The 21,674-nt window shown below is 45.2% G+C and carries 19 protein-coding genes and 1 pseudogene; 3 read left to right on the top strand and 17 right to left on the bottom strand.

What is annotated here, in order from left to right; all coding sequences use genetic code 11:
* Positions 1 to 197: 197 nt before the first annotated feature.
* From xth to hrpA, 10 genes are all read right to left on the bottom strand, one after another.
* The gene (xth, locus tag ICN36_RS04975; RefSeq protein ID WP_216227292.1) at positions 198 to 1,046 is read right to left on the bottom strand and encodes an exodeoxyribonuclease III; all 849 of its coding nucleotides are present in this window, start codon (positions 1,044 to 1,046) and stop codon (positions 198 to 200) included.
* Positions 1,039 to 2,490, bottom strand: coding sequence for a nitrogen regulation protein NR(I) (gene ntrC, locus ICN36_RS04970; RefSeq protein ID WP_216227291.1), 1,452 nt, complete (start codon positions 2,488 to 2,490; stop codon positions 1,039 to 1,041). Before ntrC ends, xth begins: the two co-directional genes overlap by 8 nt.
* On the bottom strand, positions 2,487 to 3,608 hold the full coding sequence (gene glnL / locus ICN36_RS04965) for a nitrogen regulation protein NR(II) (protein ID WP_255531240.1): 1,122 nt from the start codon (positions 3,606 to 3,608) through the stop codon (positions 2,487 to 2,489). The genes ntrC and glnL overlap by 4 nt, the downstream gene beginning before the upstream one ends.
* Before the next feature lie 26 nt (positions 3,609 to 3,634).
* Entirely contained in the window at positions 3,635 to 5,050 is a 1,416-nt protein-coding gene (glnA, locus tag ICN36_RS04960; protein WP_216227289.1) for a type I glutamate--ammonia ligase, read from the bottom strand.
* Positions 5,051 to 5,255: 205 nt separating this feature from the next.
* Positions 5,256 to 6,110 (bottom strand): molybdopterin-binding protein, encoded by an 855-nt coding sequence (locus ICN36_RS04955; protein ID WP_216227288.1) that lies wholly within the window; start codon positions 6,108 to 6,110, stop codon positions 5,256 to 5,258.
* 28 nt (positions 6,111 to 6,138) lie between these two features.
* A complete protein-coding gene (locus tag ICN36_RS04950) occupies positions 6,139 to 7,008 on the bottom strand; it encodes an EI24 domain-containing protein (RefSeq protein ID WP_216227287.1) in 870 nt (289 codons plus the stop codon).
* A 29-nt stretch (positions 7,009 to 7,037) separates the two neighbouring features.
* Positions 7,038 to 8,009 carry a sterol desaturase family protein gene (locus ICN36_RS04945; protein WP_216227286.1) on the bottom strand — a complete coding sequence of 324 codons (972 nt, stop codon included), beginning with the start codon at positions 8,007 to 8,009 and terminating at the stop codon, positions 7,038 to 7,040.
* A gap of 3 nt (positions 8,010 to 8,012) precedes the next feature.
* Entirely contained in the window at positions 8,013 to 8,813 is an 801-nt protein-coding gene (locus ICN36_RS04940) for a polysaccharide deacetylase family protein (protein WP_216227285.1), read from the bottom strand.
* Between the two features lie 8 nt (positions 8,814 to 8,821).
* Entirely contained in the window at positions 8,822 to 9,805 is a 984-nt protein-coding gene (locus ICN36_RS04935; protein ID WP_370623421.1) for a cytochrome D1 domain-containing protein, read from the bottom strand.
* Between the two features lie 124 nt (positions 9,806 to 9,929).
* Positions 9,930 to 13,994, bottom strand: a complete 4,065-nt coding sequence (gene hrpA, locus ICN36_RS04930) for an ATP-dependent RNA helicase HrpA (protein ID WP_216862040.1) — start codon at positions 13,992 to 13,994, stop codon at positions 9,930 to 9,932.
* A gap of 53 nt (positions 13,995 to 14,047) precedes the next feature.
* Here hrpA and argA point away from each other — a divergent pair, with 53 nt between their 5' ends.
* Both argA and ICN36_RS04920 read left to right on the top strand, forming a co-directional pair.
* Positions 14,048 to 15,412: an amino-acid N-acetyltransferase gene (gene argA, locus ICN36_RS04925; protein WP_216227284.1), complete on the top strand. Its 1,365-nt coding sequence runs from the start codon at positions 14,048 to 14,050 to the stop codon at positions 15,410 to 15,412.
* A gap of 50 nt (positions 15,413 to 15,462) precedes the next feature.
* Positions 15,463 to 15,735: an oxidative damage protection protein gene (locus tag ICN36_RS04920; RefSeq protein WP_215359870.1), complete on the top strand. Its 273-nt coding sequence runs from the start codon at positions 15,463 to 15,465 to the stop codon at positions 15,733 to 15,735.
* A gap of 272 nt (positions 15,736 to 16,007) precedes the next feature.
* On the opposite strand, the gene rpiA is transcribed toward ICN36_RS04920, so the two are convergent.
* A complete protein-coding gene (gene rpiA, locus ICN36_RS04915) occupies positions 16,008 to 16,718 on the bottom strand; it encodes a ribose-5-phosphate isomerase RpiA (RefSeq protein WP_216227283.1) in 711 nt (236 codons plus the stop codon).
* 101 nt (positions 16,719 to 16,819) lie between these two features.
* Between rpiA and tal the strand changes: the two genes are divergently transcribed.
* On the top strand, positions 16,820 to 17,797 hold the full coding sequence (gene tal / locus ICN36_RS04910; RefSeq protein WP_216227282.1) for a transaldolase: 978 nt from the start codon (positions 16,820 to 16,822) through the stop codon (positions 17,795 to 17,797).
* A 59-nt stretch (positions 17,798 to 17,856) separates the two neighbouring features.
* Here tal and ICN36_RS04905 read toward each other — a convergent pair whose 3' ends face one another.
* The 6 genes and pseudogenes from ICN36_RS04905 to ICN36_RS12010 form a co-directional block, all read right to left on the bottom strand.
* Positions 17,857 to 18,609 carry a hypothetical protein gene (locus tag ICN36_RS04905; RefSeq protein ID WP_216227281.1) on the bottom strand — a complete coding sequence of 251 codons (753 nt, stop codon included), beginning with the start codon at positions 18,607 to 18,609 and terminating at the stop codon, positions 17,857 to 17,859.
* Positions 18,610 to 18,621: 12 nt separating this feature from the next.
* Entirely contained in the window at positions 18,622 to 19,437 is an 816-nt protein-coding gene (locus ICN36_RS04900) for a hypothetical protein (RefSeq protein ID WP_216227280.1), read from the bottom strand.
* A 520-nt stretch (positions 19,438 to 19,957) separates the two neighbouring features.
* Complete coding sequence (infA, locus tag ICN36_RS04895) at positions 19,958 to 20,218, bottom strand: translation initiation factor IF-1 (protein ID WP_216153943.1); 261 nt, start codon at positions 20,216 to 20,218, stop codon at positions 19,958 to 19,960.
* 86 nt (positions 20,219 to 20,304) lie between these two features.
* Positions 20,305 to 20,508, bottom strand: coding sequence for a cold-shock protein (locus ICN36_RS04890; RefSeq protein WP_072583619.1), 204 nt, complete (start codon positions 20,506 to 20,508; stop codon positions 20,305 to 20,307).
* Between the two features lie 453 nt (positions 20,509 to 20,961).
* Positions 20,962 to 21,480, bottom strand: a complete 519-nt coding sequence (locus tag ICN36_RS04885) for a hypothetical protein (RefSeq protein WP_216227279.1) — start codon at positions 21,478 to 21,480, stop codon at positions 20,962 to 20,964.
* Positions 21,481 to 21,551: 71 nt separating this feature from the next.
* Positions 21,552 to 21,674, bottom strand: a pseudogene (locus ICN36_RS12010) (IS30 family transposase); the annotation flags it as partial.

Below are 21,674 nucleotides of genomic sequence, written 5' to 3'. Positions count from 1 at the left end.
ACCGATAAGGAGCTTAGAATGATCCAAGACCGTTTAAACAACCGACCTAGAAAACGATTAGGATTTAAAACCCCCAATGAAGTATTTATGCAGTCCTTAAACCGTGTTGCACTTCGTGTTTGAATCTACGTGATATTAATCAGAAGGATAAAGCAAGATTCAGATTGCAGGCCTAATCCAAGGCTGAGGCGGATATATTAGGACTTTTTAATCTGCGCAATGACTGGAGCATGGTCAGAAGGCTGCTCCCAGGCTCTAGGCTCCTTATCCACTATACTGGCGCTGCATTGTTCTTTAAGCGCTTCGCTGAGCAAGATGTGGTCAATGCGCATTCCAGCATTTCTTCTGAATCCCATCATGCGGTAATCCCACCAACTAAAGGTCTTAGGCGCTTGTTCAAACATTCTGAATGAGTCATGGAATCCCAGCTTGATGAGATCTTGGAATGCATTACGCTCTGGAGGGGATACTAGATTCTGTCCTTCCCAGGCTTTAGGATCATGGACATCCTCATCAGCTGGAGCAATATTGAAGTCCCCCAAGAGGGCCAATCGCTGATTCTGATCAAGCTCATCTGTTAACCAAGTTTGTAATGCTTTCAACCAGCCCAGTTTGTATTGGAATTTATCGCTATCAGGCGATTGTCCATTCGGAAAATATGCCGATACCAGTCGCATCGGTTGCGTGCCGGCAAAACACACAGTCGCAGCGAGGATGCGCTGCTGCTCATCTTGGTAGTTTGGGATATTTCTAGTGGGCTTGAGAAACGCTGTTTCAATATCAGAAGCGATCGGCGCAAGGGCCGCCTTACGCAAGATAATCGCAACGCCGTTATAAGTTTTTTGCCCAGCGGCTAGACTCAGATAACCCGCATCCTCTAATTCTTTATGGGGATATTTATCATCTGTCAGCTTTAGCTCCTGCAAGCAGAGGGCGTCAATAGGCTTCTTGGCTTTTTCCTGATCTTGTAACCAGCGTAGGACATGTGGAAGGCGAACTTTTAAAGAGTTTACATTCCACGCGGCTATTCGAACAAAATCAGTCATCAATACCCAACTCTTGCAGTTTGCGGGTAATCGTATTGCGCCCAATACCAAGGCGTTGTGCAGCCTCCACCCTTCTGCCGCGTGTCACTTCTAGCGCTGCTTGTAGTACTGCTTTCTCAAAGCGTGCAGTTAAGGCATCAAAGACCTCTTTATCGCCATCTTGCAACATCTTGACAGCAAGACGTCCTAAGCCACTCTCCCAGTCACCTGAGGGAACTTTAGTAGCAATAGGATTGCTTGGTGAAGACTCGCCATGAATAATAATCGGGTTTTCACTGGCCTCTGAAACGATATCAGCTGGGAGATCGCTTACACCAATCACGTTTGCGGAAGTCATTACGGTTAACCAGTGACATAAGTTCTCTAATTGACGAACATTTCCCGGAAAAGGCATTGCACTGATTTCTTTTAAAACTTCATCAGACAACTTTTTAGGCTCAACGCCTAAAGACTTCGCACAACTCAACATGAAATGTCGGGCCAACATTGAAATATCTTCACTTCGCTCACGCAATGAAGGCATACGCAAGCGAATGACATTTAAGCGATGTAATAAATCTTCACGGAACAATCCAGCAGCCACTTTGGCATCCAGGTTTTGATGGGTCGAGGCAATAATGCGAACGTTTGCCTTAATCGGATCTTGACCACCGAGGCGATAAAAATGTCCATCAATCAGAACACGAAGCAAACGGGTTTGCAGATCAAATGGTAGATCTCCTACCTCACCTAAAAATAGAGTACCGCCATCGGCTTGCTCAAAGCGGCCGCGACGCAAGGTCTGTGCGCCCGGGAAAGCACCACGCTCATGACCAAATAACTCAGACTCCAACAAATCTTTTGGCACTGCTGAAGTGCTTAAGGAGATAAATGGGCCTTTTGCACAAGGGCTATGCTTGTGTAGCGCATGAGCAACCATCTCTTTGCCTGTGCCAGACTCACCAGTAATAAGAACGGTGGCATTGGATTGCGCTAAACGACCAATGGCGCGAAATATCTCTTGCATCGCCGGCGCTTGACCAATAATCTCGGTGGCATCTTGCCTCCAAGCACCCAGATCTTTGGCACCAGAGTCATTGCGAATGCCCTGCTCTACAGCACGACGAATTAACTCAATCGCTTTTTCTACATCAAAAGGTTTAGTGAGGTATTCAAAAGCACCACCTTGCAGTGCGGAGACTGCAGAATCTAAATCAGAATATGCCGTCATGATAATGACCGGCAAATTTGGATGGCTCGCCTTCACATGCTGCAAGAGATCTAAACCATTACCGCGTGGCATGCGGATATCGGAAATCAATACCTGAGGAGATTCTTTTTCTAAAGCATTCAATACGTCATTTGGATTAGAAAAGCTCTTGTGCGGAATATTCTCACGCGCCAATGCTTTTTCTAAGACCCAACGAATAGATTGATCATCGTCAACGATCCAAATTGGTTTCATGATGCTTTCTCCTGCCTACGGTATGGAATTTGAATATGAAAATCGGTACGCCCAGGTCGACTATTGCATGCAATAAATCCCTGGTGCTGCTGAACAAAGGTTTGCGCTAGGGTTAGGCCAAGGCCACTACCGCCTTCTCTACCGGAAACCAATGGAAAGAAGATGCGCTCAATAATTTCTTCTGGAATACCGGGCCCGTTATCAATCACATGTAAATCCATCGCTAGCTTATAGCGATGCTTTGCAATAGTGACAGAGCGTGCCACACGGGTCTTTAACTCAATTTGCGCAACACCACTGCGAATCTCTTCTGAAAGTGCCTGTGCTGCGTTATGAACAATATTTAAGGTTGCTTGAATCAACTGTTCTCGATCCCCTAATACATCAGGCAAACTAGTGTCGTAGTTACGGATAATTCGCAGACCTTTTGGGAACTCTGCCAAGACTAGACTACGCACGCGCTCCAAGGCCTCATGCACATTGAAGGACTCCATTACATGTGCTTTGCGATGTGGTGCCAAGAGACGATCCACCAAAGTCTGGAGACGATCAGATTCCTTAATAATGACTTGGGTATATTCACGCAAGCCCTTTTCAGGCAATTCAAATTCCAATAGCTGAGCTGCCCCACGAATACCGCCCAATGGATTTTTAATTTCATGCGCTAAATTACGCATCAATTGTTTATTTGCCTCAACTTGCTGTGTCACGCGTTCATCGCGCTCACTGCGCAGTTGTTGATCTATCGGAAACCACTCCATCATGATGAGATTGGGATCTTCTAGGGCCGCTACGACTACGTGCGCAGGAATCGAGTCTTGATGAATGCTTCCTGGCAAGGAATGCAAAATCATTTCTTGGCGTTGCGCAAGAACATGCCCTAATTTCACCTCAGAAATCATGTCATTTAATGCAATGTTGTCGCCAAACAAATTGTGCACAGCATGACCCTCAAGTGATTTACGCGAGAGATCTAGCGCTGACTCAGCTGCCGGATTCACGTACACCAATTGTTGGTTCTCGGCCTCAAATACCACGATGGCATTGGGCATCTGATCAAGCAATGTCGGAAAAAAAGGAGCAGCCGAAGCTGCTCCCTTGAACGAATTGCGCAACATACCTGCGCTCAAGTTCTCTCCTTCGCTTACAGGGAGTAGTACATATCAAATTCGATAGGATGAGTAGTCATACGGAAACGTGTGACATCTTCCATCTTCAAATTGATATATGCATCAATCATGGACTCAGTAAATACACCACCGCGAGTCAAGAACTCGTGGTCTTTCTTCAATGCATCCAATGCCTCTTCCAAGCTTGCACAAACGGTTGGGATCTTTGCATCTTCTTCTGGTGGCAAGTCATACAAGTTCTTGTCAGCAGCTTCGCCTGGATGAATCTTGTTCTGAACACCATCCAAACCAGCCATCATCAATGCTGAGAAGCAGAGGTATGGGTTAGCCAATGGATCTGGGAAACGAGTTTCAATACGACGACCCTTAGGATTTGGTACGTGTGGAATACGAATAGAAGCAGAACGGTTACGTGCTGAGTAGGCCAATTTCACTGGAGCCTCAAAGCCTGGAACTAAACGCTTGTATGAGTTTGTACCTGGGTTAGTAATCGCATTCAATGCCTTAGCGTGCTTGATGATGCCGCCGATGTAGAACAATGCGAATTCTGACAAACCTGCATAGCCGTTACCAGCAAACAAGTTTTCGCCATTCTTCCAAATAGATTGGTGAACGTGCATACCAGAACCGTTGTCACCCACTACTGGCTTAGGCATAAATGTTGCTGTCTTGCCGTATGCATGAGCTACGTTTTGAACAACGTACTTCTGCCAGATAGTCCAGTCAGCGCGTTGTACCAATGTGCTGAACTTTGTGCCCAATTCGTTTTGGCCTTGGCCAGCAACTTCATGGTGATGCACTTCAACTGGAATACCCAATGACTCAAGAATCAAACACATTTCAGAACGCATATCCTGGAATGTATCAACAGGGGCAACTGGGAAGTAACCACCTTTTTTACCTGGACGATGGCCAGTGTTGCCGCCTTCGATTTCTTTTCCAGAAGACCATGGAGCTTCTTCGGAATCAATCTTCACGAAGCAACCCTGCATGTCAGCACCCCAACGAACGCCATCAAAAATAAAGAACTCTGGCTCTGGACCAAAGTAAGCAGCATCGCCTAAGCCAGTGCTCTTCAAATACGCTTCAGCGCGCTTAGCGATTGAACGTGGGTCACGGTCGTAACCTTTGCCGTCTGCTGGCTCAATAACATCACATGTCAGAACCAAAGTTGGCTCTTCATAAAACGGATCAATGTAAGCTGCCGTTGGATCTGGTTTGAGCAACATATCAGAAGCTTCAATACCCTTCCAACCAGCAATAGATGAGCCGTCAAATGCATGACCATTCTCAAACTTGTCTTCGTCAAAAGCAGAGATAGGCACTGTCGTGTGCTGCTCTTTACCCTTTGTATCCACAAAGCGGAAATCAACGAAAGTACATTCTTTTTCTTTAACTAACTTCATCACATCAGCGACGGTCTTCGTCATGCAAATCTCCTCTATTAACTAAATTGGGAATCAAAACTCAAGGTATACACCCTTGTCTATTCCAGGCATCAAACATGCCTAATGGATGTATGTAATTTACTGAAGCAAACAAATGGGAACGCCCATTATTGCACTGTTTAAGTGCTCAAATAACTCTGATATAAGCTTAAATACCGCTATTTGCACCTTTTTTGTGCAAATAAACTTAGCTGATATCGTGGATTTCGTAGCCCAGCTCTTGAGTGCCCGTTCTGAGGGCAATCCAAGCACTTTCTAGTAGGTTTGCGTTGCCCTTGATGCCCAGCTCGATATGACGTTGCGCATACACACCACCCCTTGCGGAATCCCCTACTGACGGCAGGCTAAAGACCTTCACACCAGGGAAATTGGCCTCTATACGCTCCATCAAGGGGGTCAAAGTCGATTCAATACCTTTTGGCACGATAAAACTCTGCTCCGCCCAGTTCTCTTGATGAAATAGGTCTTTGTAATAAGTATCTAAGCACCAAGCCATCATTGGCGCTGCCATTACCGGGAAACCAGGAACAAAGTGATGTTCGTGAATGCGAAAGCCAGGAATTTGGTTATAGGGGTTTGGAATGATTTCACTTCCAATCGGAAACTCACCCATCTTGAAGCGATGTTGATTCTCAGGAGTATTTAAATCCGCTTTAATGGGATCACCTTCTGCCATCGACTGAATGCGTCCCGCAATCAATTCTTGCGCCGTTGGATGCAGTTGCGTTTTAGTGCCTAATGCAAGTGCTGCACATTGACGGGTGTGATCATCTGGTGTCGCACCAATACCACCAGTACTAAACACTACATCCCCACTCGCAAAACTTGCTTTTAAGGTGGCAGTAATTTGCTCAGGATCATCGGCAACATATTTAGCCCAAGCCAGACTGAGTCCACGCTCATTGAGTAACTCAATGAGTTTGCTCATATGTTTATCTTGGCGGCGTCCTGACAAGATCTCGTCACCAATCACAATTAAACCAAAGCGGCGCAAATCTGCAACTGGCGTAACCGCTGGATCATCTATTTCAACTTTTTGCATTTCATTTTCCATCGCATTAGCCATCGCATTAACTATGATGCGGAAGTTCCATATCAACAACACGTGATTGCACCGTTAATGCTTGGTTTAATTCCTCTTCTCTCAGTTGCTTGAGAGCATCCAATAAGAAGTAACTAAACCATAAAGCTGCAAACACGAAAATCAAAGAATAAATCCAGAGCGCTATAAAACTGACGATCGGAAATAAAACCAAGGCCAACGCAGAGGTTGCCCAAAAGAATGTAGGTACTGCACCCAACATTCCCGAAGCAATGCCCATGCAGAGTAAAGGCCAACGATATTTTTCAAGCAGGAGATCACGCTCTTCTGTACTAGCATGTTTAGCAAGAACGTCGTATGACATGAGGCGCATTGTTAGCCACCCCCAGAGAAGCGGAGGCAATACAGCCACCAATGGTGGGACCCACCAGACTGGTAAGGTCAACATCACTAAAGCCAAACAAATCAGCGCTGACCATAAGCTATATACCAAGCTACCAAAGAAACCTCCGCCTTGTTTGCATTCCAAATCATGGAATTGGGATTGTCTAGAGGCAATCTTGACAATCGAGGGTACCGTTGAAAAAGCAACAAACACCAGCAAGCTAATCGTGATTAAGGGAATGATCAACATCACAAAAAATAGTGGTGCGATCCATGCCCTGGCATCTTCAAACCCAGCCCAAATAAGGCCTTCTTGTATCCAACTTGTAAACATGGAAGTCGTCAGAAAAACGCTCAACATCTCGAGCGCTGGCGTCCAAGTTAACCAAATTAGAACACCCCAAAGAACTGAGACGATTAAAAATGGTCGCAAGCTTAGCCATAACATCCGAGGATGCATGGTTCCAACCAAGGCCATTCCAAATGATTTAAATAATTGCGGTAACCCGACCATACAACTCCTATTGCCTGCAGACTTGCAATCTACTTTGGCTTGAATTCTTTGACGGCACGAACTAAACCCTGCCATTGTTGAGCGAAGATATTTTGTGAAACCGTTAAATTTCTTACTCCCGTAGGATAGACCTCTTTCGGGAAAACAACAGTTCTGAAAGCCATATCCCACCACGGAAACAAAATGCCAAAATTACAGCCACCTAACACTCCAGGCCTGCCCTTTGCCTCGTGCCCATAACCCACCGCATGATGCATGCGGTGAAACATCGGAGAAATCAATAAGTATTTAGCAGGCCCAAGATGAACTTTGATGTTGGCATGCTGCCAGCTTTGAATAAATTGACTGAGCGCAATCAGCATGATGAATTGCCCAGGAGATACACCAAACAAGAGCGCAAAGAACGCCATGAAGGTGGCGCGCATGATGTCATCCAGAATATGATTACGGTTGTCAGACCAAGCGGTCATAACGGTTTGACTGTGATGCAAAGAGTGTAGTTGCCACCACCAGTTAAATGCGTGCGAGGCACGGTGGTAAAGATAGTCCACAAAGTCCAACAGCACTAAGTAGATCAAGAAGCTAACCAGTGGGATTGAAGTCACCTCAGGCCACCAGGATTCAACATTCAATCGATCGAAACGGAAGTCATGCAGGATCGAATCGATCTCAAAGAAGAATCCGGATAGAGCAATAAAGATGATTCCATGAAAAATTCCTAGGCGATGAAACAAGGTGTAGAAAACATCTGCCTTACTCGCGCTTGCAAAACGCTCTTGCTTTTCTGCTGGAGCCAAGCGCTCCCATGTTCTTAATACAACGATGATTAAGAAAATTTGAATGCAGCCAAATAAGAACCAATCAACGCCATCAAATACATCCTCTGCCCAAGCCATTAAGTCCAATTGATACAGAATTGGACCCACCACATTGGAAAAAATAAATTCCTGAACGCTTGCGTAGGCGTTTGAAATGAAAGAGGTAAGGAAAATGAAGTCCATGTCTTATTTTGACGGATTTACAGCATTTTTGGGGAGCAAGCTAAAGCAAAAGCCACGCCCTTTCAGATTCACAATGAGTTGCTCTAAAACGGCTGGCGCCCAGGGGTCTTTTCTAGACCAAATACCCAAGTGGGCCATTGTGATATCGCCATCCTTCAGATCTCTAGTCGCCTTATCCAGAAGACTGCTATTGGGATGCTTGTCCGAGCTCAACTCATCCCCCAAGAAGCCCGCAGGAGCCCAGCCAATGTGCTGGTATCCGCACATTTCCCCAATCCGAATCAAGGTAGGTGAAGTTTTGCCGCCAGGAGCGCGCCAGATTTTCTGTAACGGCTGATTTGTCATTTCTTGAAAGCGCTGGTCAACCCGACGAATTTGCTTACACATCGTTGCTTCGTTATACAAAACGGTTTCTCCAGCCTTTGGACCAAATTGTGGCTTCTCAAAAACCTGCCCTTTAGGACCATCCTTCACAAAGTAATCATGGTCATAGGTATGGCTACCAAAATGATTCCCCTCCTTTGCCAATTGCTGCCAAAAGGGTTTCCAAGAATCATCTAAAGCAAAGTCGCCTCGAAAGGTTTTTTCATTAGCCAAGAAAAAAGTGGCCCTCACATTTTGACGCTTGAGAATCTCAGCTACTTTTTCAGCTACCGCCATATTGCCGGTATCAAAGGTAAGGTAAACCTTCTTATTACATTCTGCTCGAGCAATTGCACCCAATGAAAAACAGCCGAGAATAAGCGCGGCTGCGGAACGGGTAAATGCGATACGAATAAATGCGTTATGACTGATGCGCTTCATAGTAATGCTTATTCCCATCCAGCCCTTGGGGTAAAGAACACACCATGAGGTGATTTACCAACGGGAATGACTGTTACCAGTTTCATTGTTGGGATATCGATTACCCCAACCTTTTTGGAGAAGCGGAAAGTGACCCACATGGTTTTACCATCAGGGGTGATTTCCATATCGTCTGGACCAGCTGGTAGACCAGTGATATCACCAACCTTCTCCAGAGTTTGCATATTTAGCAGACTGATCGTAGAGGCAATGCGATTGCTCACGAATACGTGCTTTTTATCACCCAAAGGACGGAAATTATGAGCACCCTTACCTGTCGGAATACGCTTTACTTCTTTGCGCGTTTTCCAATCAATCACCTGCACGTAGTCGTCACCAGTAATACCAACCAAGAGGTATTGATCTCCAGGGGTCATCCATAAGCCAGCAGGAACTTTTCCTGTGGGGATGACCCACAATACATTCTGAGTTTCAAGATCAATTGCAGCAAGCTCATTAGAGTCTTGCAAAGTGATAAATGCAATTTTGCTATCCGATGTGAAAGCAATATGGCTTGGAGTCTTGGCTAATTTAACAGTCTTAGCCAATTTGAGATTAGCGCCATCAGCAGCATAAATATCCACACGATCTAAGCGATTGCCATTTGCCACAAACCATTTATGGTTTGGTGAGTAACCAATTTGGTAGGGATCAATAATGTTAGGGATCGTGCCAGCTAACTCTCCAGTTGTTGGATTCATCAACACAACATCATTGCCTGCTGCATTAGCAATTAAAAGTGTTTTTTGATCTGGGGCAATCATCAAGTGATGAGGCTCCTTGCCAACGGGAACCGTTTTAATAACCTCACGAGTATTCATATCAATGAGGCTGACTGAAGCTGAACCAGAATTCAGAATAACAGCCAATTTGGGTTGATTCGCAGGGGTTGCAGGCGCCGGGGTATTGCTAGGCTGAGCCAGAGCATATTGATTGGCCAACAGCAGGCCCATTAAAGCGGAGGTCGCAAGGATGCGAAAACCTCTAATCTTGATAAATTTGTACATATCTCCATTGTAAGCAATTGGGGAGGTTTAATAGACCTCTCCATCCAATGGATATCAGCATAGATTTGACCTAGCGCAAGCTTGCCAAAACCTTTTCAAGGCGCTTTAAGGACATAGGAGTAGGTGTTTTGAGCTCTTGAGCATATAAAGCCACCCTTAATTCCTCTAACTGCCAGCGGAAATCCGTTAAGGCCTGGTCCTCAGTCATCGCATAAGATGCAGACCCTTTATTACCCTGCATCAGCTTTTGCCATGGGCGCGCAACAGATTCCCAATCCTTCTGGAGTTGAGCATCACGACTCGGGTTGGAACGCAATTTATCGATCCGCATTGCAATCGCCTTTAAGTACCGAGGCACATGCACTAGCTGGGAGTACGGTATGTTGGCAACGAACTTCGCAAATATCAACCCTTGCATCTGCGCCTGAATATCAGCATAAGCTGTCGGCGAAGCAGCTTTTGCGCTAGCAACCTTTTTTTGTAAATCGGCATGGGCTTGCAATGCATTTAAGGCATGTCGAGAGATCTCTTGCGCGATGAGTGCCAATCTTGGTTTACCAGCTTGTAATCGCTCTGCAAATTGCTCGGCATTGACTGGAAGTGGTTCAGCCATAAATGCACGCTCAAGAGCAATATTCAGAATCTGTTCTATCAAGCCCTCTACTGAGCCCACATTGATAAACAGCAAACCCAATTCACGAATACCAGGTAATTGTTTTTGCAAAGCCTTAATCGTATCTTTATTACTTAAAGAAAATAAGCGACGCAATCCTAAAGCATGCTGCTTACGGGCTTCCTCTAAATCATCAAATACCTCAAGATCACAATAGTCAACACGATCAACCAAGGCGGGATACCCAAATAAGGTTTTATTACCTTTTTGAATCTCCAAAGTTTCTGGTAACTCACCAAACTCCCAGGAGCGGTAACCGCCCTGCTCGACCTTGCGAGTCGCATCAGCGGTATTTGTATTTCCATTCAAATGAGATTGAGATCTTTCACTAGCTGGTGGCTCTACGCCCAACTCGACCTGAGCCGTCTCTTGAGCAATTGCCTGAAAGGCATTGCGAGCAGTCTGTCCATACTCATAACGTAAGCGGGCTAAGTTGCGCTCTACCTCTAACTGGCGCCCATGCTCGTCAATCAAGCGGAAGTTCATGGATGAATGCAACGGCAAGGCCTCAGGCCTAAAGTCTGTGCGTTTAATTTCTAAACCACGTTCTTTACGAATATCGCCAATCAAGCTATCTAAAAAATCACCTACGCCAAACTGCTTCTCATCTAACCTACGCTCGAGGAAGGACTTTGCGTAATCCGGTAACGGTACGCAATGACGTCTGAGTTTTTGCGGCAAGGATTTTAAGAGCAGAAGCACCTTCTCTTCACACATACCAGGAACTAGCCATTCACAACGGCGTCCGTCTACTTGATTGAGTTGAGTTAGAGGCACAACCAGCGTCACACCATCTTTAGGACTGCCGGGTTCGAAGTGATACGTCAGGCTCAACTGTGCACCGCCGACCAACATTGTCTTTGGGTAGCGATCTACCGTAATACCGGCCGCCTCATGGCGCATCAAGTCTGCTTTTTCTAAGCGGAGTTGGCTATCTAGATCTTTGTCCTTATCTTTATTTTTATCCTTCGCTAGCCATGCCTTGAGACTTTCTCGACTGCGAACTTCTTTCGGAATACGTGACTCGTAAAAAGCAAATAGCAACTCATCATCCACCAACACATCCGGTCGACGTGAACGATGCTCTAAGGCTTCGATTTCTTTAATCAGGCGGCGGTTATGCCAAAAGAATCCAAACATATTGGGGTACTTCTTTTTGGCATCGGTTTCTGTTTCACGTTGAAGCGCAGGTGTATCCATGCGCCCGAACATTTCCTCTTGAACCAAAGCTTGCTGAATAAATAACTCTCTTGTTTCATCGGGATTGTGTGGCTCGTAACGAACCCGACGGCCATGGTAGATCGGCAAGCCATACAAAGTACCTCGCTCAAATGCCATAACCTCACCCTGGCGGTTATCCCAAAATGGATCACTCAAGGATGTGATTAAGCGATGTGCAGCGACACGTTCAACCCATTGCGGCTCGATCTTAGCAATTGTTCTGGCATACATGCGATTGGTTTCTTGCAGTTCACCAGCCAAAATCCAAGCGCCTGCCTTTTTGCCGATAGTAGAACCCGGCCAGATGAATGGCCGAATGCCACGCGCCCCAACGTAACCACCTATTTTGCTATTGCGATCTTGGGATTTTTCATCCTCTTCTTTTTTAGCTACGTATCCCAGCAGGCCTGTTAATAAAGATAGATGGACTTCTTCATAGGTTGCGGCTATGCCATTTTCTTTCCAACCCTTTTCGCCGAGCATAGTGTGTAATTGGCCATGAACATCACGCCACTCACGTAAACGACGTGGTGACAGAAATTTACTTTTACACAGATTCTCAAGCTGACGGTTACTACTCTTATGCTTTAAAGCATCTTGATACCAATTCCAGAGTTTTACAAAACTGAGGAACTCAGAGCGCTCATCCGCAAACTGAAGGTGCGCTTGATCAGCTGCAGCAGCTTGATCCATGGGTCGATCGCGCGGATCTTGTGTGGCTAAAGCAGAAGCAATGATGGTGACTTCTTTTAGCGCATTCTGCTCTTTAGCGGCTAGCAACATTCTGCCTATGCGTGGGTCAAGAGGTAAGTCCGCAAGCTGCTTACCAGTCGCAGTGAGTTTGAAGCTGTTATTGATGCCCTTACCAATATCCTTAGAATCCGCTGGCTCCGATTCATCAAATTCAATTGCACCCAATTCATCTAGAAGTTGTACACCATCCGCAATCGCTCTACCCAAGGGCTTATCAATGAAGGGAAAATGCTGGATCTTGGGCAAGCGTAAGGAACTCATGCGCAAGAGCACTGCAGCTAATGAGCTACGGAGGATTTCTGGATCAGTAAATTTAGGGCGACCTTGATAATCCTGCTCGCTGTAAAGGCGCACACAGATACCATCAGATACACGGCCACAACGCCCAGCCCTTTGGTTAGCGGCTGCTTGAGAAATGGGTTCAATCTGAAGCTGCTCTACCTTATTACGATAGGAGTAGCGCTTAACTCTTGCGAGACCGCTATCAATCACATACCGAATATTCGGAACAGTTAACGATGTCTCTGCAACGTTAGTTGTCAGAATGATGCGTCGCCCATTTCCCGGACTAAATACCCTCTCTTGCTCGGCAACAGATTGACGTGCAAATAAACTGAGGATTTGCGGATGAAAACGTTGTTGGAGGACATGGTCCTTGCGTAAAGCTTCTGCGCAATCACGTATCTCACGCTCGCCCGGCAAGAACACCAATACATCGCCAGCACCAGCAGTGCCTTCACGCCATAGACTCGCAATCTCTTCGGTCACCGCATCCGGAATTTCCTTTGCAGTTTTGGATTCTTTTTTGCCGTCTGGCTTATTACCTGAATTCGTATCTAGTTCTAGTGGTGCATAACGCTGCTCTACTGGAAATAGTCGACCACTGACCTCAATTACTGGGGCAATCTTGCCGTTGATTGCAAAGTGCTCTGCAAATCGCTGGGCATCAATCGTTGCTGAAGTAATGATCAGCTTGAGATCTGGTCGCTTTGGAAGTAACTGTCTCAGGTACCCCAATAAGAAATCAATATTCAGACTACGTTCATGTGCTTCGTCAATGATGAGCGTGTCATAGGCGCGTAACTGCGGATCGCGCTGCGTCTCCGCCAGCAAGATGCCATCTGTCATTAACTTGATGGAGGCGGTATGGCTAGTCTTGTCTGCAAAGCGAACTTGGTAACCCACATCCTGACCAATGGGTGAGCCTAACTCTTGGGCGATTCTCTTGGCGGTGGCAGTTGCTGCAATTCGGCGAGGCTGAGTATGGCCAATCAGCTTGCCGCCATTGATCGTGCCCCTCCCCAGATCCAAGCAAATCTTCGGTAGCTGGGTAGTTTTACCTGAGCCCGTCTCACCACACACAATCACTACCTGGTGGCTCTGCAAGGCATCCTTGATCAGCTGGCGCTGACCAGAGACCGGCAATTCCTCCGGAAACCGAATTTCCAGCCTACGTGAGGTGTTGGAAGCAGGCACAGGCTGTGGCATTGCTTTGGGTTTTTGTTGGTTTATAGGCTCTTGCACCCTATAATTTTCTCACTATGCCAACAAATGCACCGAACCAGGCCTTAATGGCTGAAGAAACGACCTCCAACTTCCCTTTCGTAGGGTGGTTGCGCGATGTTGCGCCCTACATTCATAGCTTCCGCGAGAAGACCTTTGTGATTGCCTTTGCGGGTGAACTAGTCCAAGAAATCGGCCTTGAGAACCTCATTGAAGATATCGCCATGCTCCATGCCATGGGTATGCGCATTGTTCTGGTTCATGGTATCCGGCCACAGATTGAAGAGCAGTTAATGCTCCGGAATATTAAAAGTAAGTTTGGTAAGAGCGCCTTACACACCTATCGGATTACCGATGCAGCCGCATTAGAGTGCGTTAAAGAAGCTGCTGGTGAATTGCGTCTCGATATCGAGGCAGCATTTAGCCGTGGCCTACCAAATACACCAATGGCCGGCTCACGCATCTCTGTGATCTCTGGCAACTTTATTACTGCAATGCCTGTGGGTGTTGTTGAGGGTACTGACTACATTCATACTGGACTAGTACGTAAAGTGGACTCTAGCTCCATTAGGCAGTCTTTAGATAGCAATAAGATTGTGTTGCTGTCACCTTTGGGCTTCTCACCAACAGGTCAGGCATTTAATCTGGCTTACGAAGATGTTGCAGCATCTACTGCCGCAGCACTTAAAGCAGATAAGCTGATCTTCTTAAGTCCCTATGCAGGTTTAAAAGATGATGAAGGTGATTTCATTACTGAACTCTCGATGCCTCAACTAAAAGAATACGTAACGCAAAACAAAGATATGGATGTGGGCATGAAGAGCCTTCTCAATATCTCTGGTAGAGCTATACGTGCGGGTGTTAGCCGCGTTCATTTCTTGCCATGCAATCAGGATGGAGCGCTCTTGGAAGAGCTCTTTACCCATGATGGTATTGGCATGATGCTCGCCTCATCTGATATCGAGAACTTACGTGAAGCAAATCAAGACGACGTTGGTGGAATCTTGCAATTAACCATGCCTTTGGAAGATGAAGGCATCTTGGCGGCTCGTGGTCAAGATGTGATTGAGCGTGATATTCAACGCTTCTCAGTCATTGAGCATGACCGCGTTCTCTTCGGTTGTGCTGCCCTTTTCCCATTTCCGAATGGCGTTGGTGAATTAGCCTGTCTTGCTGTTGATCCCGATGTTCAAGGATCCGGCGATGGCGAGCGCCTCTTGAAGCGGGTTGAAATGCGTGCCAAACAAGAAGGCATTAAAAAATTATTTGTTCTCACTACGAGAACTGAACATTGGTTCTTAAAGCGCGGCTTTAAACGGGCAACGGTAGATGATCTGCCCGAGGAAAGAAAACAAATTTATAACTGGGACCGCAAGTCCATGGTTTTAACTAAAGATCTATAAAAAATCCAAGCAACTTTAGAAACATAAGCGATATAAGAAAGGCATTACAGATGGCACGCATGGTTCAATGTATCAAACTCAATAAAGAAGCTGAGGGAATGGATTTTGCCCCGCTTCCGGGCGAGCTAGGTAAAAAGGTTTGGAATCAAGTTTCTAAAGAGGCTTGGGCGGCTTGGTTAAAACACCAAACCATGCTGATTAATGAAAACCGCCTCAATATGGCTGACCCACGGGCACGTCAGTATCTTTTAAAGCAAGTGGAAAAGTATTTCTTTGAAGGTGGCGCTGATATGGCTCAAGGGTACGTACCCCCTGCAGACTAAGTAAATATAGCTTGTAAATAAAGTTTGCCGTGTTGCAGCAAATAATTTATTGAAAAATATATTTTGAATTGCTGTTGACACTGCCAACGATAAGCGTAGGATGAAGTTGTGGTGGGACAGAATTAGTGTCTCACTCACATTGGCGAAAGCCACTAAAGATGAGCGCATCTGTGCACTCATAGATGTCGGAACCAAATACCTTCCGATTATCTGCGCCATGCATACCATGGCAAACAAACCCGATGGGCATACCCCGTCGGGTTTTTTAATTTCTAAAGCGCAATTCTTTCAACCCCTGCAGCGTTGCTGACCAACAGAATATTGGCTTTTTCTTTAGCAAACAGCCCAACAGTGATCACACCAGCGATTTGATTAATCTGCGCTTCCAACTGAATAGGATTGGCAATCTTTAAACCAGCTACATCCAAGATCCAGCCGCCGTTATCCGTGACAAAAGGTTCGCTTGGGGTTTGATTGAGATCGGCTCTTGTACTCTTTGCTAAACGTAGACTGACCTTACCACCCAATTTTTCTAACTCGCGGCTAACTACACCTTGAGAGAGCGGAATAATTTCTACTGGTAATGCAAAGTTACCAAGCACAGCTACCTGTTTAGATGAATCGCAAATACAAATAAATTGCTTGGCCATGGAGGCGATAATTTTTTCTCGTGTAAGCGCCCCGCCACCACCTTTAATCATATGCCCCAAAGGATCGATTTCATCAGCGCCATCTACGTAAGCAGGAAGCCCTTGCACATCATTTGGGCTGAGCACTTTAAAGCCATGCTTTAGCAATCGCTCGGTAGTTGCGTTTGAGCTCGAGACTGTTCCGGCAAAATGATCTTTATGTGGAGCAAGCGCGTCAATAAAGCAGTTTGCAGTCGAACCTGTGCCAATACCCAAAACCAGTCCGGCAGGAAGCTTAAGCACTTCGTCTCTAGCTGCCTCACCTACCATTTGCTTTAGTTGATCTTGATTCATATGCTTGCCAAAAGCCCTTGCGCCTTAATTGGAACTGAGTAATTAATCCATCTATCATATGATATCTATCAGAAAACTACCCTAGAGCAGCGAGCAAGCCCATGAATAGCACCCCCGCATCACTAAGCCAACTTGAGCAACTCAAGAAACTCACTACAGTTGTGGCCGATACAGGCGATTTTGAGCGCATGCAGGCGTTTTTGCCGCAAGATGCGACTACCAACCCCTCGCTGATTCTGAAAGCTGCTCAGCAAAGCAATTACCAGGATTTGGTCAACTCTGTAAAGGCCGCTCATCCAGGAATGAGCCCGACTGATTTAGTAGATTACATCTTGGTTGCGTTTGGCTTAGAGATTTTGAAGATTGTCCCGGGCCGAGTATCCACAGAGGTGGATGCACGTTTATCGTTTGACACCAAGGCAACGGTAGTTAAAGCTAAGCATTTAATTGGCTTATATGAATCACACGGGATCGATCGCAAACGTATTTTGATTAAGTTAGCCGGTACATGGGAAGGTATTGCTGCAGCAAAAGAATTAGAGGCACAAGGGATTCATTGCAATATGACGCTACTCTTCTCGCTCGTCCAAGCTGCGGCATGCGGGGCAGCGAATGCAAAACTGATCTCCCCTTTTGTGGGCCGCATTACTGATTGGAATAAAGCAAAGTTAGGCTCTAACTGGAGTGATAGCGCCAATGGTGGCGCGAATGATCCTGGCGTGACTTCCGTTAAGAGAATCTTTCATTACTACAAACACTTTGGGATCCCTACTGAAATTATGGGGGCTAGCTTTCGCAATACCAATCAAATCCTAGAGCTAGCTGGCTGTGACCTTTTGACCATTAGCCCAGAGCTATTGGCCGAGCTCCAGAATAGTAATGCCTCTGTTGAGGTAAAACTCAACGCTGCCAACGCTCAAACTGCGGTACAAGCTGAAGGTATCACACCATTAAAGTTGGATGAATCTAATTTCCGCTTGCAGCTAAATAATGATGCAATGGCTACCGAGAAATTGGCTGAAGGAATTCGGAACTTCTGCGTAGATACCGAGAAGTTGGAAGCACTACTGGCTAAGTGATTAAGGCTTTAGGTAGGACTGCTGACGACCCAAAGCAGGCCTTCGGGAGCAATCAGCGTTTACTGTAAAGCGTTATATAACAATAAGGCGTTTAGGTCGCTATAGGATGCCGAATTCTTACCAGCTGCAGGTAAAACCAAAGTATTTAAAGTGTGGACAGCTACTGCTCCAGCAGTACCCATGGCTAATGCTTGGGCTTGAATGGCGGTCAAGGCAGTTGCTGCAGTTCCCAAGTCAGCTATTTTTTGACTCACCGTTAAATCATTATTAAAGCTTGTAACTAAGGTGTTAAAGGAGCTATCAGGAATATAACTAGTACCATTCATTGTTCGTGTTGTACCGTCAATAGCCGACAGTAGTTTATTTACACCTGATCCGCCAGTCAGGATTGCCGTAACTGCGTATGCGCCACCAGCATCACGAAATGCTTTAGCTGCTGTATCGTAGCCAGTAGTTTCTGTTTGAACCCAGGCATTTGAAGATGCAACTGAGCTTGCAAAGTTATTGACCCAGGTAATTTGTCCGGTAGTACTGCTATAGGTAGGGGAGTTCATGGCTAAGGTATCGATATTTTTTATATCTACCGAAAGTGTTAAATTTTGGGCAGCCTGATCCAATAATCCAGTTGCTACTGGGTCATTTAAAGCAAACGCTGTCCCTACAGCTTTAAATGCATTGACCACACCTAGCAAGTTAGTTAATGCTGGAGCAACAGCTACTGATGCTGGCGCCACAAATGTAAATGCAGTTGGTGGCGCTGCAAAGGCGGTAGTGCAAATCGTTAGTAGCGATGCTGTAAGTAGCTTTTTCATTTCTATATTGCCTTAATGGTTGAGAGTTTCTCTTGGATCACTGGCTGTTTTAGCCTGACCGTTTGAAGGGGTTGGTGCAATTTCGACTACCTTTTCTGGTAAGCCGGGAGAAGTCTGTATTCGCCTAGCCATGATGCGCACTTCTTTATTGGCTTTGCTGAGCTTTTCTTCCAAATCAGCAGTAGATTCACCCATTTCTTTTGCATCATCGAACTCTGCTTGCAGGTTAGCTAACCGATCCTTTGATACTTGTAGATAAACTGATGGGCTTGAAGTTCTGATGGCTTTTTCAATATCTTTGTTTTGCAACATCATCACTACTGCTGCATTGCCAAAGCCCAAAGCTGCCATACGTTGACTATTTTTTAATAAGACACAATTCTCATCTGTGTAAGTTCCGCCACCAGCTAGCCCAAGTCCCAGGATAGATCCCGAAGCCGATACAGATCCAAGGCAAACATCGCTACCTGCTGCAGTTAAGCCCGGGGCATACATGGTTGGAACGGAATAAATTTTTGCGGTAGTTGTTCCCGGCGTGTTTGAGTTGACGTTGCCATAACCACCAGTCACGTTTGTCGAGTTTTGCTGCGTGCCAATATTGCTACCCAGTAAATTGGATTGCCCTCCTCCAACCGAGGCATTGGCCGCTCCAGCTCCTGTGGAGTTGACGTCATTGCTTGTCTGCCCAAATGCAGAGGTAATCATTAATGCAGAAAAAAACAAAATAAATAAGCGGATAAGTCTCTCCAGGTGTTGCGTACTTTTGCACTCAACGGGTGGGAATAATTTGGTCACATTGACCAGCACCAATAAGAATGATTGAGACAAGGACTTACATGCAGCGGGTCATGAGCAAGCTCATTAACTGCTGCAGCTAAGGTGTCTGAAAGAGGCCCACAAGAAAGTACTTGCTAATGAAATAAACATTAGCAGTAGTTATTTGACAAACTAGTTTGAGGGGTGCTACCTACTCTAATTCGCTAGAGAGGACGACCGTTACGTAGGGTTGAAATAGTCGAGTGCTGTAACGGTTATTAGCCTTGACCTAGGGCATACCCTACTCCTTAAATCCAGAAATAGATACTACTTATTTTTATAATTTTACAAAGGGGCACTCAAGACCTCAATTGACGTTTTTAAGATTTATGATGTGACTGCTCTTAACCGTTTTGAGCCAGATAGAGTCATTTAGCTATTGAGCACTTCTTGACTTAAGCAGTTATTTACATCAAAAAATAACCACCCGAAGGTGGTTACAGTATTTCTCAGTTGCCTGGGGCGGTATCGACCAGGGCCTGAGATTCTTTGCAAATATTAATTTAACTTGCGGTTTTAAACCTCAAAGCTATCAATATCGTCTATTGGGCGCACCAGCAAAAGATTGCCTCTTCTCAATATGTCTAAATGTAATACGACCTTTGCTCAAGTCATAAGGAGAGACCTCTAAAGAAACCTTATCTCCAGCCAATATACGGATGTGATTTTTTTTGACCCTTCCTGCTGTGTAGGCAATAAGCTTGTGGCCATTGTCTAAAGTAATTCGATAACGAGAATCCGGCAGAATTTCATCAACAAGACCTTCCATTTCAAGCAACGCTTCTTTTGCCATTTAACATCCTTAATGAAAATAAAAAAGCCCAGACATGCTGGGCTTTGGACCAGGCAAATAATTTCCGCCTGGCATGTGCTTCTGATTTAAACAGGCTGAATATTGGATGCTAACTTGCCTTTAGGACCAGTAGTAATATCAAAAGTTACCTTTTGACCTTCAGCTAATGACTTAAATCCGCTGCTATTGATTGCTGAAAAATGGGCAAATAAATCTTCGCCACCGAGTTCAGGAGTAATAAAGCCGAAGCCTTTAGCGTCGTTAAACCATTTCACAATTCCGTTTGCCATATCTGACTATTCCTTAAAAAAATATAAAAGGGGTTATGCCCCAAATGAGGCGAAAGTCAAGAATGGCGAGGGAGATGCTAAAAAGAACTATCGCAGAACTGCGGTATTAATTACTAGTACAACAACACTATTTGCTTGAAAATCGCTAAATGTATTTTACTCTACTTTGGTCATAAAAGGTAATTTACTAACAAATCGCCCTTTATAACAGCCATAGCTATAGGTAAAAGTGCCTCGGCTAGGACTATTTGAACGTTTGACCTACACCTTAGAAGCTGGAAAAATGAATTAAAGCTAACTCATACAGTGGTTTAAGCCTTACAAGATCCGGCGTTCAGTACGCACCGAAATCCATGGGATTGGGTGGAATTTAATGGTATTCGGTTAAGGTACGCCCATGAATCTACTAAGACCCCAATATTTAGGTTAAGGAGTTTGAATAATCTTTAGGGATTAATCTTGAGGTCTTTTTTCTAACAAGTACGATGCCAAGTCATTATTGCCTGCAAGATGTAAAAGAAAGCGATAGGCGATATAGGGCAAGATAATCAGCCAATAGAAACATGTGAGCGCCAAAATATGAGCAATGTCCCCATCACAAAAATTTCGCATGGATTCAATAAATCCTTGATGCTTAAAAAAGCCCTCTGTTCCAGCAGCAGAATAACGCAGCAGAAGAGCAACGATGGATGCGAGAGTTGTACGAACTAAAACTGCTAAATAAATAGTGAATTTCACCTTAGGATTGAATATCACTCCAACAGGAACAATCATTTCTACGGTGAGCATAATTTTTGACATCACCAAGGCCTGAATCACCGCAAACCCATAGGACTCAATTCCTCTTTCTGGCATATGAACGGCAGCTTGATTATAAAAAGTAATCGCACAAAACCAGAGTGATAGGTAGGAAGCTACTAATGGCAGCTCCTTTAACATCTCCTTCGTGTGTCCTAAAAAACTAAATTTCATATAAGGTCCGTTCAAAACATGGCATTACATAGCTAAATCTACTGCAATTTTTTAAATAATACCTCGTAGATTCAAACACGAAGTGCAACACGGTTTAAGGACTGCATAAATACTTCATTGGGGGTTTTAAATCCTAATCGTTTTCTAGGTCGGTTGTTTAAACGGTCTTGGATCATTCTAAGCTCCTTATCGGT

Origin of the sequence: Polynucleobacter sp. UK-Gri1-W3, assembly GCF_018881595.1 — a bacterium.
Classification (GTDB): Bacteria; Pseudomonadota; Gammaproteobacteria; order Burkholderiales; family Burkholderiaceae; genus Polynucleobacter.
The sequence above is the reverse complement of the archived record's forward strand: the minus strand, read 5'-3'. Positions and strand labels throughout refer to the sequence as shown.

What these genes read in the sequence shown, in the direction of transcription:
- xth (WP_216227292.1), bottom strand. Translation starts at nt 1,046, where the DNA reads ATGACTGATTTTGTTCGAATAGCCGCGTGGAATGTAAACTCTTTAAAA.
- ntrC (WP_216227291.1), bottom strand. Translation starts at nt 2,490, where the DNA reads ATGAAACCAATTTGGATCGTTGACGATGATCAATCTATTCGTTGGGTC.
- glnL (WP_255531240.1), bottom strand. Translation starts at nt 3,608, where the DNA reads ATGTTGCGCAATTCGTTCAAGGGAGCAGCTTCGGCTGCTCCTTTTTTT.
- glnA (WP_216227289.1), bottom strand. Translation starts at nt 5,050, where the DNA reads ATGACGAAGACCGTCGCTGATGTGATGAAGTTAGTTAAAGAAAAAGAA.
- ICN36_RS04955 (WP_216227288.1), bottom strand. Translation starts at nt 6,110, where the DNA reads ATGCAAAAAGTTGAAATAGATGATCCAGCGGTTACGCCAGTTGCAGAT.
- ICN36_RS04950 (WP_216227287.1), bottom strand. Translation starts at nt 7,008, where the DNA reads ATGGTCGGGTTACCGCAATTATTTAAATCATTTGGAATGGCCTTGGTT.
- ICN36_RS04945 (WP_216227286.1), bottom strand. Translation starts at nt 8,009, where the DNA reads ATGGACTTCATTTTCCTTACCTCTTTCATTTCAAACGCCTACGCAAGC.
- ICN36_RS04940 (WP_216227285.1), bottom strand. Translation starts at nt 8,813, where the DNA reads ATGAAGCGCATCAGTCATAACGCATTTATTCGTATCGCATTTACCCGT.
- ICN36_RS04935 (WP_370623421.1), bottom strand. Translation starts at nt 9,805, where the DNA reads ATGGGCCTGCTGTTGGCCAATCAATATGCTCTGGCTCAGCCTAGCAAT.
- hrpA (WP_216862040.1), bottom strand. Translation starts at nt 13,994, where the DNA reads ATGCCACAGCCTGTGCCTGCTTCCAACACCTCACGTAGGCTGGAAATT.
- argA (WP_216227284.1), top strand. Translation starts at nt 14,048, where the DNA reads ATGCCAACAAATGCACCGAACCAGGCCTTAATGGCTGAAGAAACGACC.
- ICN36_RS04920 (WP_215359870.1), top strand. Translation starts at nt 15,463, where the DNA reads ATGGCACGCATGGTTCAATGTATCAAACTCAATAAAGAAGCTGAGGGA.
- rpiA (WP_216227283.1), bottom strand. Translation starts at nt 16,718, where the DNA reads ATGAATCAAGATCAACTAAAGCAAATGGTAGGTGAGGCAGCTAGAGAC.
- tal (WP_216227282.1), top strand. Translation starts at nt 16,820, where the DNA reads ATGAATAGCACCCCCGCATCACTAAGCCAACTTGAGCAACTCAAGAAA.
- ICN36_RS04905 (WP_216227281.1), bottom strand. Translation starts at nt 18,609, where the DNA reads ATGAAAAAGCTACTTACAGCATCGCTACTAACGATTTGCACTACCGCC.
- infA (WP_216153943.1), bottom strand. Translation starts at nt 20,218, where the DNA reads ATGGCAAAAGAAGCGTTGCTTGAAATGGAAGGTCTTGTTGATGAAATT.
- ICN36_RS04890 (WP_072583619.1), bottom strand. Translation starts at nt 20,508, where the DNA reads ATGGCAAACGGAATTGTGAAATGGTTTAACGACGCTAAAGGCTTCGGC.
- ICN36_RS04885 (WP_216227279.1), bottom strand. Translation starts at nt 21,480, where the DNA reads ATGAAATTTAGTTTTTTAGGACACACGAAGGAGATGTTAAAGGAGCTG.